Here is a 14,552-nt window from a genome sequence, read left to right on the forward strand (position 1 = left end):
CCGCCGACAGCGGGCGGCACCCGGTGTCGTCAGGGATCAGGAGGCGCGGCGGGGCGTAGAGGCCTGCTTACGCGGAGTGCGCTTTGCCGGGGCTGGGGCCTCGTCGGACTCCGCGGCGGCGTCCGGCTTGGCCTTCGAGGTGGCCTTCTTCGCGGCACGCGCCCGCTTCCTCGGCGCGGGCTTGTCCGTGCCCTCGTCCTCGCCCACGGCCTGGGAGTCCTCGGCGGACTCGTCCTTCGCGTCGCCGCCCTTGTCGGTGCCCGCTTCGAGCCCGGCGGCCTCACGCAGGCGTCGGGTCGCCTCTTCCGCCTCGCGGACGACGGCTTCAGCGTCGGCCCGCGCCATCTCCTCGTCCACGTACACGCCGGACAGGTCCTGCGGTGCGGCCATGCGCAGCGCGCCGGCCTCGGCGCACTTGCGGAGCATGTGGGCGGGCATCTGCTGCCACATCTTCGCCACGACGTACGCGCCCTGCTTGCGGTCGTAGTACGTCGGGGCGAACTCCTCCCAGCGGGCGATGAACGGGAACCTGGCGTTGCCGCGCAGGACGGTGACCTTGACCGCCGCCGGGTACGCCTTGGACAGCCAGACCTCGTGGGCGTTGCCCTCGGAGTCGTAATAGACGGTGTCCTCGTACGAGATGGACTCCCCTGCCTTGATAGCCGCGCGGTGGGCGACCGTACGGAAGCCGTCGATACCGGTCTGGATGGTCCAGGTCTTCTCCGGCTCGTCGGGGTTGTCGGCGGCCTTCCAGTTGGTGCGGCCGATCATGTAGATCTGCCGCGCGAACGGGTCGAGTCCGGACCGCACGCAGAAGTGGAAGAACAAGGCCAGCTGGGCACGCGGCGCCTGGGCGAGTCCGGGGCTGATCAGCGACAGCGCGGCCACCTGACGTGCGTCGAACTCCACTTGGTCGGCGCGCAGCACAACTGCGCTCTGAGACACGGTGCGTTCGGGTAGCACCTCGGTGGCGGTCAGGGGCGGGGCGCTGGACGGAGCGTCGTCGCCCTGCTGCTCGGTCGGTTGATTCATGGGTCGTTCGTCTCCAAGAGAACTGGTTCAGTAGGTCCGCAAGGCGCGGACCTCGAACGCGCCCGCCCACTCGGGGTGGCGCTCGATGAGAAGCCGGACGTACCGGCTGCGGAAGTTGTTGTTGAGGCGGAACTCGTCGCCCTCGGTCGCCGTGACGTAGCGCCAGCGCAGGACCTCGAAGAGCATCCCGATGCCGACACGGCTCGCGCCGCGCTTCAGGTAGTCGGCAGTCAGGGCCTCCAACGCGCGCAGCACCCAGGGGTTGAGTTCGTGAAAGGTCTCGAACTGGGTCTGGATCGACGCCGGCTGGCCGTCCGGCTGCCTCACGGTGTGGATGACCAGGCCCGGTATCTCGTCCTGGACGGCTGCCATACCCACCCCCTGATGACTTCTTTCAAGAATGTCACCTATCTTGGTGGTCGGCAGACAGATGATCAACCCCACCGGCTACAGGCGCGACTTCGCGCACTCAGTCCGAGGTCAGACGGAGGTCCGCTCGGCCGCCTCCTCCATGCGCGCCTCGCGAGCCTCGTTGGCCGCCGACGCGGCCTGCAGGGCATCGATGGCCACGTTGGACTCGGGGTGCTTGAGGACGTAGAGCGATAGGGCTCCTTCGACGACCAGGGCCTCACGGGCATTCATAACCGCGATCTCGTCGCCGCCCGGTGTGGCGATGAACTGCACTGCTGCCTCCTTGGTGAACTGCGGACCCCCCACATGGGGATTACTTATATCTTATTTGCAATTCGAGGCTAAGTACAGTGTTTGCGCAGGTCAGAGGGCCTTCCGGGCATGGCGGCCTCTGGTCAGTACGCGACTGCCGGGCCCGTCGTAGGTGCCGTCGCGCAGGGCGGCGACGACCTCTTCGTCCACGTCCCAAGCCAGGCTCCGCGCGCTCTCGCGGAGCTTCGGGACAGCATCGAGGACGGTGTCCAGCATCCAGAGCATTGACCCGGACAGCAGCCAGTCGTGCTCCGGGAACCGCCCTGTGGCGATGGTCGTCGCCAAGTTGCCCTGCGCGGGCAGGTGGAACAGCTCGATGATCTCCTGCTGGCCGACGATCGGCGGCAGCTCACCCCCAAGGTCCGGCTCCCAGCCCTCGCCCTGCTCCGCGATGATCCGCGCCTTCACGTCCAGGTCGACCTGGCGGAATCGCGCCGTGGTCGCTCCCCACCTGGCCGCGAAGCCGAGCGGCCAGTACCGCACCCCGCTGACGATGATGGCGGTCTCCGGATCCAGCACGCTGCCACGGCTCGGGGACAGCCACTGCGCGACCTGCTTCGGATCGACGCGGTACAGCGCGGCGAACTCCTGGTGCCCGACCAGATACGGCTTGCCCCGACTCATCCCCGTCCTCCGGTGTCTGCCCTGGATGCAGAGGGCAGCGTAGCCGTACGCACACGCCGGCGTACGCGGCGGTCGCTGCTATGGTGGCGACGGTCTTTCTCCAAGAGGACCAAACGGCCCCCGCCTCGGCGGGGGCCGTGTGCGTTGCCGCACGCTCTACGCGGTCTTGCCCTCGGGCTGGTCAGAGGTGGAGCTGATCCGGGTCGATCCCCGCTCCTTCCTCTGTCGCGTGAACCGCAGGGCGTGGATGGTGCGCCCGCCGGCCGCCTCGCGGAAGGCAGTCGCCGCCTCGGCCTTGGTCAGCCGCCGCCCATCCAGCGTGAACAGCGGTCCGTCCGTACGGGCCCCGATCAGCTCGCGCAGCGCGTTGGCCGTCGACACTGTGATCCCGGCCTCGTAGACGCCGCCCTCCTTCGCGTGCCGGATGACGACCAGACGGTCATCCAGCTCCGCGTCCGGCACGTCAAACGCCAGAACCTCATCCAGCCGGACCTCCGACTCCCAGAGCAGTTGCCACACCGCGCGGATGGCGGCCGGGACCGCCGGGTCCGCCAGCGCGGTGTCCACCTCCAGGTCGGTGACGAGCAGGCTTGTCGTATCCATCATGACCCCCAGGCCGCAGGAACAAGTGCGCCCTCACGCTATGCGCGCTGTCGGACAACACCTCTTGACGGCAGGGGTGTTCGTCTCAGCCGCGAGCCAGGCCGAAGGCGGTGAGCACCACCGCGGTGATGCTGGCGAGCACGGCGACTGTCGGTAGCGGCCACCTGGTCTTCTCCAGCGCGCTCACCCTTTCCTCCAGATCCTCCAGGGCCTTGTCCGTCTGGTCGCTACGCTGGACGAGCAGCGCCAACTGACCATCGATGCGCGCGAAACCGACCTCCAGCGCCTGGCGCAGCTCCGCCAGGGCGAGCGCGACCTGTCCTTCCGGCACGGTCCGTCCTCCTGTTCTCTCGCTGCCCGGCGGTCAGTACTTGGGCGTGGCCGGGTCGCGCTTGAGCGGGAGCCACGACGCCGTTCCGGGCCTGCCCAGCACGGTGCCGAGGGTGGACTTCAACGCGCTGAGCGCGGCCGGTATCGCGGAGACCGCGGCGGCCTGCCATGCCGACAGGGACACCATGTCCGTCGTGCTGGAGGCTGCCATCAGGCCCAGCAGCGACTGGAGGTAGGTCGCAATTGTGCGCTCGGCGACATCGGCAAGGGCCTGCGGCATCGGGTCGTGCTCCTGGTTCGGGGTGGCCGGGGTCGGGTCGGCGGCAGCGGCCTGGTGCGGGACGCGGAGGTCCGCCCAGGTCTCGGGCCCAGGGATGCCGTTGGCGTCGGCGCCGTGGAAGCCGCGCTTGATCTGGTAGGCGGCGTACGAGCGGCGGTGCGCCTCGTTCCAGACCGGGCCGGGTGGAGTGTCGTAGGAGTCGCAGCCCTCAGCGATCAGGTGCTTGGCCATCGCGGCGATCACCGGCGACGAGCGGCCCTCCCGGAAGAACTGGGCACCCGGGTACGCCGCGTACTTCGGCTTCGGCTTCGGCCGGGGCTTAGGCTCAGGCCGGGGCTTCGGCTTGGGCTCGGGGTGCGGCCTGGGCTTGTCTCCGCCCTTGAGGTGTCGGGCGACCCGGGCGCGGAAGTCGTCCATGTCGATGCCACCCGGATCCGGCTTGCCGGGCTGCCACTCCTTGTGGCCGATGACGCTGTGCTCGTTCCAACCGTGCGCGCGGCAGATCGCCGCTGCTGCTCGCGCCATGGCGTCGAGCTGCGCCGCCGGCCACGGCTGGCTGCCGGTGTTGATGCACTCGAAGCCGTAGAAGTGCCGGTTGCCGTCGGTGTCGGCCTCGTTGTCGCGCGGGAGGGTGGCCTTCTCCGCGATGACGGCGAGCAGGACGTCGGTGTCGCCCATCCCGGCGTGGTTACAGCGCCCGTAGCCGACCAGGTGCACGGTGCCGGAGCGGTCGATCACTCCCTGACACAGGGGACCGGGCAAGTCCTGGTAGCCGGTCCGGCACAGCTCCACCATGTCCTTCTCGGAGCTGTACGGCCCGGTGTGGTGGATCATGACCCCGTTGACGGGGCCCCAGTTGCCGTGGGTGTTGCGGTTGTGGGTGCGCCAGTTTCCGTGCTCGACCACGCCGAGCCCGGCGCCCTTCAGCACGGACAGGAACCTGTCCGCGCTCAGCGGTGTAGCCACGCGCTTCGTCCTTCTCCCCTGCGCCGGATGGCAGTCGGCCGTGGCCGCCGCGGCGGTCCGGTCCCTCGGGGTTACGAAGCGGGTGGAGGGTCACCTGGGCGTCATGCTACCGGCGGCGCCCGGTCCGCGGCCGGGACACGGGGCCGGTCAGGCGTCGTCGCGGTCGGTGCGGAACGAGGTGCCGTCGAGGCTGATCCAGGTCGCGCGAACGCTTCCCCCGCCCTGGACACGTAGCCGCACCAGGCCCTTGGGGTCGATGTCGAGCTGGAGGCTACGGCGTTGTGCATCGGAGGCGACGTTGACCGTGCGCGGCGCCTCGGGCCAGTAGCCCTCAGGCAAGAGCGCGATCATCTGTTCGTCGGCGGCGCCCGCGCCGGCCAGGCCGATACGGCCGCAGAACTCCGTGGTGTCCCAGGGGTTGGCGCGAAACTGCGGCGGCCGCTCCTCGTCCGGGACGGTGGTCTCTCCGGTCAGGGGGAGGTCGTGCCATTCCGGGTAGGGCGCGCGGCTGGCGCGTTCCAGGGTGGTGACCCGCTTCTCCAGGCGGGCCAGTCTCCGGCCGAGGGCGGCGATCGTGTCCGGCATCTACTGCTCCTCTCCCTCGCCCGTCTCGTCCTCGGGCTTGTTGGTGCGCTCCAGCTTTAGCGTCACGCGCTCGGCGGTCTCCCCCTCACCGGGCCGTACGGTCCAGCCGACGATCCGGCACCAGCCGTCGTACTCGGTGTGCGGCTCGAACAGGCGAATCCGTACGTCGTCGCCGATGCGCAGCGCCTCGATCGGGGCGGCCGGGTGGTCGATGATCTCCAGTTCGGTCAGCGTGGGCAGAACCTGGCGGGCCAGACGTTCGCGGCGAGCGCGCCGCTTCAGCTTGGCCTCGTCCTTCTCGCTCGTCTCCAGCCGGTGTTCCAGGCGCAGGCGTCCGTTGCGTACGCCGTCCACGACGACCTTGCGCTTCTTGCCCTCGCCCGCGCCGAGCCCGATGACCCACTGGGCGTAGGAGTCGGCATCCTTGATGACGTGCGGCGTGCCGACGACGTTGGCGCCGGTGGTGAACGTCAGGTCCTCCCGGCGCCGTCCGAGGCGGGGTGCGCCGAGGATGATGCGTCGCTCGGCGTGCCGCCCGCGCCATGCCACGGTCTCGGACCACTCCAGGCCGTCATGGATGTCGGCCATCTCGTCCACCATGTCGCCGAGGTTGCGCGGGTCGGTCTTGGAGGTGGTGTAGGGGTCCTTCGCGGTGCCGGTCTTCGCCTGGGACTTGGTGTCGTCTACGACCACGCCGAGGTCGCCGTCCGGCTGGGCTTGGGCGTAGGCCCATACGTCTCGGATGACCTGGCATGGGTCGGCGTCGATGTAGGGGCCGCGGCCGTCGAGGTTGCCGTGCAGGTCGAAGCGCCGGTGGAGGTAGCTGCCGAAGCCGGAGGCTTCGATGGGCAGGGTGTTGCCCTCCGGTTCGGCGCGCCACAGCAGCCCGCCCCAGTCCAGGCGGGCGTTGCGCTCGACGAGGAGCACCGTGTCGCCGGCGTCGAGCGTGTCGCTGAGCTGGCGGCGAAAAGAGGTCGGCAGGGTGGCTTTCAGAGAGCCGGGCCCGGAGATCTCCGGGCCGTACTCCACTTCGCTCAGCGGCAGGTTCCAGTGCAGGACATCGCCGGTCGCGGCCCGCGCGACGATGTAGCGGTAGTCGGCCATCCTCACACGGGTCCTTCCGTGAAGGCGACGTCGAGGGTGACCGTCGTGCCCTTGGCGACGGTCAGGTCCCCGTCCCCGTACTTGTCGTTCTGGTTGATCTCGACGGCCAGGTGCTGGCGGGTGCCCCGGTAGGCGGACGGCACGGCGAGGGTGTCGGCCAGGGTGACGCTGGCGCGGCGGGTGGTCGTTCCGTCGTCGTCTACGACGGTCGGCTTCGCAGCGCGTTCCCCGAGCCGCGTGCGCAGTTCGGCGTAGACCGGCCCCGCCTCGGCACGCAGGCCGGAAAGGGTAACGACGATGGCGGCGTCCGTCGCCCATGCGGGGACGTCCACGTCCCAGGCGGCTTCCCTGGGCCAGGCCGCCCACTGGCCGTGCTTGCCAGGGACCTTCTCCGTGGTCTCGGGGTGCACGGTGCGCAGCGCGCGCTCGGTGCGCGGGTTGGCCAGCCGCCGCAGGTCGGTGATCATCTCGGCGGTGATCGTCGCGGTGTTCCGGGGGATGGCGAGACGGGCCAGCGGGATAGCCGTCATCTCCCGCAGCGCGGTGGTGTCCTGCATGCCGATGTTCTGGATGAGGTGGAAGTAGCCGATCTCCTGGCGGCGCGGGTCGCGGTCGCCTTCGAACTCCGGGTCCTCGATGCGCAGCACGAGCAGGTCGGTGCGGGCGACCGGCCCGGTTGGCGGCACGTCGACGACGGTGTCGCCGATGTTGGACTGGGTGTAGGCCCCTTGCCACGGCCGGGCACCGTGGATCAGAGCGGAGCCGTCGCCGACGCGAACGCCGGGACCCGGAGTCTCCAGGGGGCGGACCTTCAGGTCCTCACCGCCCGCGACACCCTGCCGGCCTCGGGCCAGGTCGCGGATCATCAGGCGCATCGCGCGGGCCGAGTGGTCGGCCCCGCGCACCATCATCGGGGGTTGCAGCGTCACGAGTGCTCTCCGTTCACAAGGCGGTGTACGCGGACCGCCACGCCACCTCGAGGCGCGCGGTGCCGGACGGGTCGTTCGCGCTCCAGGCGATCTCGGACCGTCCGGGCGGGAGGGTGAACAGGTCGAGACGGGAGGCGGGGCTGAGGTCATTGGCGACGTTGACGGTGCCGTTGCGCAGCGCCCAGCAGGTGCCGGGTCGGGTCTCCATCTCCACCCACTCGCCCTCGCGTAGCGACAGGCCGAGTTCGAGGACGCGGCGGGTGGCGGTGTTCCAGATCCGCGGGTTGGTGACCGGCCCGTGTACGCGCAGGCTCGGGTGAGTGGGCACGTCGCCGTGGTTGGTGACCCATCCGGGCCTCTCGTCGACCGGGTGATGCTCCGACTCGGGCGGGCGGCGGCACGCGGCGGGGCGGCCCATCGCCTCGTCGACGGTGCGGTCCACGCGGTCGGGGCGGGCCGCCTGGTCGAGGCCGAGCGTCAGCGTCGACAGCGCGTCGTCGTACCAGCGCGGGTCGTCCAGGCCGACGAACTCAATGTCCAGGGGGATCCAGCCGTGCACGGCGTTGGCCGTGCTGGTCGCTTCCATACGGCGAAGTCGTCCGTACATGCGGCGGGTGGTGTGCCCTGGCCACCGTCCGCGCAGGATGTGGCGGCCGTCTGGGCTGGTGCGGGCGTCAGGGGTGTCCAGGGCTCGCTCCAGCCGGGCGAGGATGTCGGCGGCCTTCACTGGGTCGCCGGGCGTCTTGATGCCGGCCTCGAAGCGCAGGGAGCGGGGGCCGTAGAAGTCCCGGCCCGGGGTGGTGCCGTCGCTGTTGGCGTTGTCGGTGTCCTGCGGCCGGGTGGCGGGCGACCCGAGCCCTTCGACGTTGCCGACCGGGACGTAGGTGCCGGTGCCGAGGACGACGCCGCCGATCTCGTACTGCCACGGGGCCAGTTCGGGGCGGCTGTGCTTGTTCGGTGCTGTGGTCATCACACTCTCCCGCCCCGCTGCGCGTTGCGCAGGGTGCGCATCATCTCGTTGCCGATCTGCTCAGGGGTGGCGGCGCTGTCGGTGACGCTGATGGGCATGGAGCCGATCAGCGGCTGCTGCTCGCGCACGACGACAACCTGGACCCGGCCGCCGGCGCGGGCGTCGACCACGCGGGTGCGGGCGTGGTCGCTGCTGGTGCGGATGTCGAAGGAGCGCACGACACCGGCGATGGCGTCGACGCTGCGGGCCTGTTTGAAGGAGCTGGCGACCATCGGCGTGTAGTCGCGGCTGCGGGTGCCGCGGACGCCGCCGTTGGCGTACCACTCGACCTGTCCGCCGAAGCGGTCAACGACTTCTTCCACGATCGCCTTGCTGCGCTCGCGCTTGGAGGCGGCCAAAGGCACGTAGGCCTCCCCGCCGGTCTCCCGCTCACCCCAGATCCGGTAGCTGCCGGCCGGGGCGATCTGTGCGACGTGCCGCTCGCGGCGCCCAGCGCCGGTGAGCCCGCCGTCGGCGAAGTAGTCGACCACCGCGCCATCGGCGTGCCGCTTGGCGGCGCGGGCCTGTGCCTCGGCCTGCTTCTCGATGGCGTCCACGATGTTGGTGTTCTGCTCGGCGAGCTGGCTGAAGATCGAGACGTGCCGGGTGGTGACCGTGACCTCCTTGCCGCGCAAGGCATTGATGCGCTGCTGGATGGCGTCCGCGGCCTTGCGCGGGCCGCTGGTCGGCACGATGACCTTGACGTTCTTCGACCCGGGCACCTTCTCGATCCGGAAGCCGAGCGCCTGCAGCTGCTTGCGCGCCTCGGCCGTCGGCGCCTGCACGACGACGTTCTTCGCGCCCGGCGTGGCGCGGATCTTGGCATGGACGGCCTGCAGGCTCTTGATCGCCGCGGCGGTCGGCGCGGAGACGGTGACCTTCTTACTGCTGGGGGTGCGGCCGAGCTTGTCGATCAGGGTGTCCAGGTTCTTCTTCGCCGCCGCGGTCGGCGCCGTGATCTTGATCTGGCGGGTGCCCGGCACGGTCTTCACGGTGAACCCGAGGTCGCGCAGCTTCTTCTGCGCGCCGTCGCTGAGGGAGTCGACCTTGATCGTCCGCTGCTTCGGCAGACGGTGGAACTCGGCCTGGACGGCGATCAGGTTCGCCAGGGTGGAGTCCATGCCCTTGGTCTGAAGCAGCAGTGACACCTTCGACGGCAGCAGGCCGAGGCTGTCGGCGACGCCTTCGGCCTGGGCCTTGGTCAGGCCGTAACCGCGGGCGGCCTTGATCGCCTCGGCGCGGGCGCGGCTCATCTGCTCGCGTGCCTTGGCGAGCGCCGCTGGCAGCGTCTCGCCGTTGCGCTTGGCCAGATCGAACGTCGCTACCGACGCGTCGGCTGCCGCGTCGGACAGCGCGGTGAGCTGGGTGTACAGCTGCTGGCCGTTCCTGGTCGTGGTGTTGAGGGTCTTGTCCTCGTTGACGAGCTGCTTGCCGCCGTAGCCCTGCCCGCGGTTGACGTTCTTGCTTCCCTCCTGCAGATCCAGGACGGCGCTGTTCACCTTTGCCTTGGCGGCCTGGAGGGAGATCTGTCCACCGGACAGCAGGTCGAGGGCCGACTTCAGCGAACGGATTCGGGTGTCAGCGTCGGCGGTCTCGTCGGCCAGGCCGCCGACGGCCGCCTTGAGCCGGTCGTAGGCAGTGGTGCCGTCCCCGGCGCCCCTTGTCGCCTTCGCCAGCTCCCGGGCGTTCTTGATCGACTCGGCCATCTCGCCCTTCACGGACCCGAGCGCGTCAGCGGCGTCCTTGTACTGCTGACCGACATCGGTGTAGGCGAGGACTGTGGCCTTGTCGTTTGCCAGATCCTTGTAGTAGCGGTGCTTGTCGGCGGTGGCTTGCAGTTGCTTCTGCAGCGCCTCCAATGAGGTGCCCTGCCCGAGGTAGGCGTCCGTCAGGGTGGCCAGCGGCACGCCGGCCTGCTCCATGACCTTCGTGAGCTGGCCTTGCTCGGTCTTGGTGTCCAGCAGGACCTGGGCCGCCTGCTGGCGGACGTTGCTGTCGATCTGCCCGCCGGACTCGCGCAGCGCGGAGGTGAGCGAAGAGATGCGCTGCTGGTGTTCAGCGGCGGCCTGCGCGGCCTTTTGCTGGCGTGCCGCGAGTAGCCCGAGGCCGACCGACACTCCCGCCATAACGACACCGAACGGGCCGCCGAGGGCATTGGTCACGCCGCCGAGCGCAGAGCGCAGCCCGGATCCGGCTGCTCGGCCGATCCCGTTGAGGGTGCCGGTGAAGTTGACTCCGGCGCCGTTCGCGCTGCGGAACGCAGCCGTCATGTTGCCGAGGAACCCGATGCGGGCTTGGACCGCCGCCCAGGCGGCGCCGTACCGGGACAGCGCGACGCCGGATGCGGCGGCCAAGGACTGCTGCACGCGCATCTCGTCGTTGAACGCCCGGATTCCGGAGCGGACCGGCCCACTGACGGTGGTGGCCAGGTTCGTCAGGGCGGGCTGTGCGCGGCGAAACAGGAGCATCGCCAGGGCGGCCGACTGGATGGGGGCCGGGAGGGCGCCGAACGCCGTGACGAGGCCACCGACGACGTGCCCGACCGGCACGAGGACCAGGGACAGTCCGGAGACCGCGTCCATGGCGGCGTTGGCGACGGTCGCGACGATGTCGAGCGTGCCGGCCGCCGCGCCGCCCTCCTGGCCCAGGCCCGCGACGGCCTTCAACAGCGGCTCGGCACCGTCGGCGGCGTTGGACAGGACATCGCCGAGGGTGCTTCCCGCGTTGATCAGCAGATTGAGACCGGTAGCCAGAGAGTGCTCGCCGATCTCCTTGAGCGGGCCGACCAGCTGCCGGGCCTCATCGATGAGCCCGCCCAGTCCTGCCTCGGTCCTCGCCTTCAGGTCCGGCCCGTACAGGGTGGCGAGGTCGCGGCCGTATTCGAGGGCCGTGGTCAGGTACGGCGTGGCCCCGGCCATCCCGCGGGTGAGCAGACGGGTCACCCACTCCAGGCCGGGCGCCATCCCCTCGTACAGGGCGATGCCCGTCTGCCGGGCCTGGGTGCGCAGCTGCGACATCGCACCGGTCAGGCCCTGGCCGCGGGAGGCAGTGATGGACGCCGCGGCCCCGGTCTGTCGTACGGCCATCGACAGGGCGTCGAAGCTCTCGGTTCCCTGGTGGGCGAGCGCCACCGCACCACTGAGCGCGGGCTTGCCGAACGCGCGGGTCACTGCGGCTGTGAAGTCCTGCTGTGACATGGAGCGTTCGGCCTTCGACAGGCCGTCGATCACCGTACGCAGGCCCCGGAAGCGGCCCTGTGCGTCCCAGGCATCGATCCCCAAGTCCTTGAGGGCGCCGCGCATCTGTGGGGTCGGCGCCGCGAGGTTCGCAAAGATCCCGCGCAAGCTCGTACCGGCGGTCTGGCCGAGCAGGCCGCTCTTACCGAGCATGCCGACCGCAGCGGCCGTGTCCTGCAGGCTGACGCCGAGCGCGTGCGCGACCGGGCCTGCATACCGCATCGAGTAGTAGATGTCGGTGATGGACCCGGAGGCGTTGTTCGCGGTGGCCGCGAGGGTGTCCGACGCCTTGGACGCCTGATCAGCACCGAGACCGTACTGATCCATGATGTCGCCCAAATACTTGGCCGACGTGGCGGCGTTGACGTCGGCAGCCGCCGCGAGCTGGAGCGAGGCGCGTACGGCGTCGATCGACTGATCAGCGCGGAAGCCCGCCTTGCTCAGCTCGACCATGCCCTCGGCAGCATCAGCCGACGTCGTGGTCGGCAGCGTCAGGTCGTTGCCGAGTTCCTGGGCGACCACGGCCGCCCTCTTCATCTGTGCGGATGTCGCGCCGGTCACCGCACGGAAGAGGTTCATCTGCCGCTGGTAGCGGTTGCCCTCCTCGATGATCTGTCCGGTGCCGAGGACAAGCGCCCCGCCGGCGAGCATGTTCGTGGCGGACAGGCCGCGCCGACCCGCCCCGGCCGTAGCACGCTGGAACCGGGACATCGATCGTGCGCCGTCATCCCCGGCCGTCCGCAGGGCCGCACGGGCTGCCCCCGCGCGAGCGGTAATCCGGTTCAGCTCCCCGACAGCCGTACGGGAGGAACGATTCAGAGCGGCGAACTGCGCAGCGAGCCGCGCCCCGTTGGCGTCCAACCGTGCCAGGGACCGGTTCGCCGCGTCGGTCCGCTCCCCCAGCGTCCGCATCTGTCCGGAGGCAGCACGGGTTCCCGCGATCAGGTCGCGGACCTCGGCGCGCATCGCGACCGTGAGGGTGAACCCGGCCACCGCGGCGGCCTCCTTACATCGTGCGGGGGTGGATCAGGGGCGCGGCTTGTACTGGTCGCGCGGGAGGAGCTGGATTTTCACGCCGTAGCCAGACCGGTCCTGGGGGACGTGATCGCGTTCCTGCTCGATCAACTCGCAGCCGGGGCATCGCAGGGTGTCGGTGACGTAGGCGTGGGGATCGCCGCCGCGTTTGTGGTCCCACTCCTCCAGCCGGGTGTGGCACTCGGGGCAGACCGATCGCTGCCACTCCGCCCAGGCCAGCGCCTTGGCTCGGTCGAGGTCAGACCAGCGGCCGTCGCCGCCGAGGAACTGCGAGTGCGGGATACGGAACTTCTCGCACAGCTCCAGTTCGGCGCGCAGGCCGGAGTCTCGACTCAGCCTTTTCCCAGCTCGACCCGGCTTTCCTGCTGGATCTGCCAGGCCGCGTCCCACAGGGCGTTCGCGTCCGGCGCCGACCAGCCGTTCAGCAACTCCTCGGCCTCCCCGCGGCTCATGCCGTCCACGGAGGCCGCGGCAACCAGCGCGGCGGGAAAGGTGTCGGCGTTGAAGATTGCCCCCTCCCCCGCCTGCTGCTCGGTCGGCGGGTGCTGGGCGATCAGCTCCTCCAGCACCGGGCGCGGCAGTGCGCGGAAGGTCAGGAACTCCGAAGCGCCGTCGAGCGCCTTCAGGGCCTGGTCCCGTGCCGCATCGGCGTCGGCGGCCTGGCGTTCGGCCAGCTCGTCACCAGGGTTGGCCTCGGCGACGAACCGGGCACGGCGGGCGGCCTGCTCGGCGTCGTCGTACCGCTGGCGCAGCTCCTTGTCGTCACAGATACGGAGCCGGTTCTGCGGCCGGGCTCGGCGGCGGAGGCGTTCCATCTTGGCCGACCACGCCCCCTCTGCCGGGCTGGCTGAGGGGGACGGGCGCTTGGCCTGTGCAGGGCGCGACATCATCAGCCCTCGTCGGCGTCGTGCTCGCGGACCGTGGCCTCAGTCTGGGTCTTGGTGGTGCTGACCACGGTCACGTCGACGTGCTCACCATCGTGGTCGTGGTCGCCGTGCCTGCGGTCTTCGTCGCAGTGCTCATCCGGCAGCGTCCGGGGGTGCGCCTGCGGTACCGGGCGGTCGAGCGACGGCTCGTCGGTGATGGTGAAGTCGACCTTGAACTTCGCGGCCTCGTTGCCGGTGGAGTAGGTCGCGGCGCGGGTGGCGACCTGGACGGGGAACACGTCAACCGAGCGGCTGCCGGGCAGGTCGCCCTTGCGGAGCAGGATGACGTAGCCCTTCGCGCCCTTGGGAAGCTGCTGCTCGACCGCATCGGAGAACCGGTCCTCATAGAAGGTCAGGCTGGAGTTCTCGGCCTTGTCGTTGCCCGGGATGGAGGAGTTGAAGGTCGAGCCCATGTCGGGGGTCTCGATGGGATCGTTCTCCAGCGCCCAACCCTCGATGTCCGAGACGGCGTCGGTCAGGCCGAACGCATTGGTGATCTCCCGGCGACTGGGGTACTTCGGGTCGTTGAGGTCCTTCGACCAAAGGATCTTGGAGATGCCGCGCCGCAGAAATCGGGTCTGGGTCTTCTTCGTGCTCGTGGACACAGGTCCGCTCCCACTTCTGGGGCAGCGTCCCGTGCCGAGGCCCTGCCCCTTGAGGTTCAAAGGGGGTTCGCCTGGCCTGGGGCCTAGCGTCCGCGCGGGCCTCCGCGGTGAGGATCAGAAACGTGCCTTCATGCTGGAGTCACGGTGATCGTGACCCGCTGCACGTAGGACACGATAGCGCCTGCCGCCGACATCGAGGGTTCTCCTCCAGCGTCGTAGGTCAACTCCCGGTCGATGACTCGGGCTTCGGAAACATGCAGGTCATGGGTCCAGCGACCGTCGGTCCGGCCGACGACGCCGGCGCGTACACGGTCGGCCAACCACTCCACCTGATCGGCCCGTTCGCCGACCGAGGTGACCTGGTAGCTCCAGGCCGCGTCAGCGTGCCAGTCCCACAGGGGCGGGCCGCCGAACTCGGCGGGCAGCGAGTCGAGGATCGTATAAGGGGCGGGTGCCGGCTCCCAGCCGGACTTGCGCTGCACACGAGGGAGTTCTCCAATCCCGCACGGGCGGCCGGTGGCCTGCTCCACGAGGGTGGCGAGCGCGCGCGTAACTGGAAGGCGGG

15 protein-coding genes and 1 pseudogene are annotated in these 14,552 nt (G+C 70.0%); all 16 read right to left on the reverse strand.

Translation table 11 applies throughout. The features are described 5' to 3' along the window. Nucleotides 1-36 precede the first annotated feature (36 nt). Entirely contained in the window at nt 37-1,032 is a 996-nt protein-coding gene (gene bet / locus ACH4UM_RS06425) for a phage recombination protein Bet (RefSeq protein WP_398174419.1), read from the reverse strand. A gap of 27 nt (nt 1,033-1,059) precedes the next feature. Further along, on the reverse strand, nt 1,060-1,404 hold the full coding sequence (locus ACH4UM_RS06430) for a hypothetical protein (protein ID WP_398174422.1): 345 nt from the start codon (nt 1,402-1,404) through the stop codon (nt 1,060-1,062). A 108-nt stretch (nt 1,405-1,512) separates the two neighbouring features. Then, nucleotides 1,513-1,716 (reverse strand): hypothetical protein, encoded by a 204-nt coding sequence (locus tag ACH4UM_RS06435; protein WP_398174425.1) that lies wholly within the window; start codon nt 1,714-1,716, stop codon nt 1,513-1,515. A 90-nt stretch (nt 1,717-1,806) separates the two neighbouring features. After that, entirely contained in the window at nt 1,807-2,379 is a 573-nt protein-coding gene (locus tag ACH4UM_RS06440) for a hypothetical protein (protein ID WP_398174428.1), read from the reverse strand. Between the two features lie 156 nt (nt 2,380-2,535). After that, the gene (locus ACH4UM_RS06445) at nt 2,536-2,985 is read right to left on the reverse strand and encodes a hypothetical protein (RefSeq protein WP_398174431.1); all 450 of its coding nucleotides are present in this window, start codon (nt 2,983-2,985) and stop codon (nt 2,536-2,538) included. Between the two features lie 82 nt (nt 2,986-3,067). Next, complete coding sequence (locus tag ACH4UM_RS06450; protein WP_398174434.1) at nt 3,068-3,313, reverse strand: hypothetical protein; 246 nt, start codon at nt 3,311-3,313, stop codon at nt 3,068-3,070. A 333-nt stretch (nt 3,314-3,646) separates the two neighbouring features. Continuing rightward, nucleotides 3,647-4,558, reverse strand: a pseudogene (locus ACH4UM_RS06455) (peptidoglycan-binding protein); the annotation flags it as partial. A 147-nt stretch (nt 4,559-4,705) separates the two neighbouring features. Then, nucleotides 4,706-5,143: a hypothetical protein gene (locus ACH4UM_RS06460; protein WP_398174437.1), complete on the reverse strand. Its 438-nt coding sequence runs from the start codon at nt 5,141-5,143 to the stop codon at nt 4,706-4,708. After that, nucleotides 5,144-6,247: a hypothetical protein gene (locus tag ACH4UM_RS06465; protein WP_398174440.1), complete on the reverse strand. Its 1,104-nt coding sequence runs from the start codon at nt 6,245-6,247 to the stop codon at nt 5,144-5,146. A 2-nt stretch (nt 6,248-6,249) separates the two neighbouring features. Then, nucleotides 6,250-7,176, reverse strand: coding sequence for a hypothetical protein (locus ACH4UM_RS06470; protein WP_398174443.1), 927 nt, complete (start codon nt 7,174-7,176; stop codon nt 6,250-6,252). A 13-nt stretch (nt 7,177-7,189) separates the two neighbouring features. Then, nucleotides 7,190-8,146 carry a phage distal tail protein gene (locus ACH4UM_RS06475; RefSeq protein WP_398174446.1) on the reverse strand — a complete coding sequence of 319 codons (957 nt, stop codon included), beginning with the start codon at nt 8,144-8,146 and terminating at the stop codon, nt 7,190-7,192. Beyond that, nucleotides 8,146-12,414, reverse strand: coding sequence for a phage tail tape measure protein (locus ACH4UM_RS06480; protein WP_398174449.1), 4,269 nt, complete (start codon nt 12,412-12,414; stop codon nt 8,146-8,148). Before ACH4UM_RS06480 ends, ACH4UM_RS06475 begins: the two co-directional genes overlap by 1 nt. A gap of 33 nt (nt 12,415-12,447) precedes the next feature. Beyond that, entirely contained in the window at nt 12,448-12,846 is a 399-nt protein-coding gene (locus tag ACH4UM_RS06485; RefSeq protein WP_385013630.1) for a TFIIB-type zinc ribbon-containing protein, read from the reverse strand. After that, the gene (locus tag ACH4UM_RS06490; protein ID WP_398174452.1) at nt 12,789-13,271 is read right to left on the reverse strand and encodes a hypothetical protein; all 483 of its coding nucleotides are present in this window, start codon (nt 13,269-13,271) and stop codon (nt 12,789-12,791) included. Before ACH4UM_RS06490 ends, ACH4UM_RS06485 begins: the two co-directional genes overlap by 58 nt. Nucleotides 13,272-13,345: 74 nt before the next feature. Then, a complete protein-coding gene (locus ACH4UM_RS06495; RefSeq protein ID WP_398174455.1) occupies nt 13,346-13,987 on the reverse strand; it encodes a hypothetical protein in 642 nt (213 codons plus the stop codon). A gap of 128 nt (nt 13,988-14,115) precedes the next feature. Next, a complete protein-coding gene (locus ACH4UM_RS06500; RefSeq protein ID WP_398174458.1) occupies nt 14,116-14,469 on the reverse strand; it encodes a hypothetical protein in 354 nt (117 codons plus the stop codon). Nucleotides 14,470-14,552: the final 83 nt, after the last annotated feature.

It is taken from the genome of Streptomyces sp. NPDC020801 (genome assembly GCF_044334385.1).
Taxonomy (GTDB): domain Bacteria; phylum Actinomycetota; class Actinomycetes; order Streptomycetales; family Streptomycetaceae; genus Streptomyces.

Bases quoted from the DNA above. Each gene is read 5' to 3' on its own strand.
- ACH4UM_RS06440 (WP_398174428.1), bottom strand. From the start codon at position 2,379: ATGAGTCGGGGCAAGCCGTATCTGGTCGGGCACCAGGAGTTCGCCGCG.
- ACH4UM_RS06490 (WP_398174452.1), bottom strand. From the start codon at position 13,271: ATGGAACGCCTCCGCCGCCGAGCCCGGCCGCAGAACCGGCTCCGTATC.
- ACH4UM_RS06430 (WP_398174422.1), bottom strand. From the start codon at position 1,404: ATGGCAGCCGTCCAGGACGAGATACCGGGCCTGGTCATCCACACCGTG.
- ACH4UM_RS06475 (WP_398174446.1), bottom strand. From the start codon at position 8,146: ATGACCACAGCACCGAACAAGCACAGCCGCCCCGAACTGGCCCCGTGG.
- bet (WP_398174419.1), bottom strand. From the start codon at position 1,032: ATGAATCAACCGACCGAGCAGCAGGGCGACGACGCTCCGTCCAGCGCC.
- ACH4UM_RS06445 (WP_398174431.1), bottom strand. From the start codon at position 2,985: ATGATGGATACGACAAGCCTGCTCGTCACCGACCTGGAGGTGGACACC.
- ACH4UM_RS06465 (WP_398174440.1), bottom strand. From the start codon at position 6,247: ATGGCCGACTACCGCTACATCGTCGCGCGGGCCGCGACCGGCGATGTC.
- ACH4UM_RS06460 (WP_398174437.1), bottom strand. From the start codon at position 5,143: ATGCCGGACACGATCGCCGCCCTCGGCCGGAGACTGGCCCGCCTGGAG.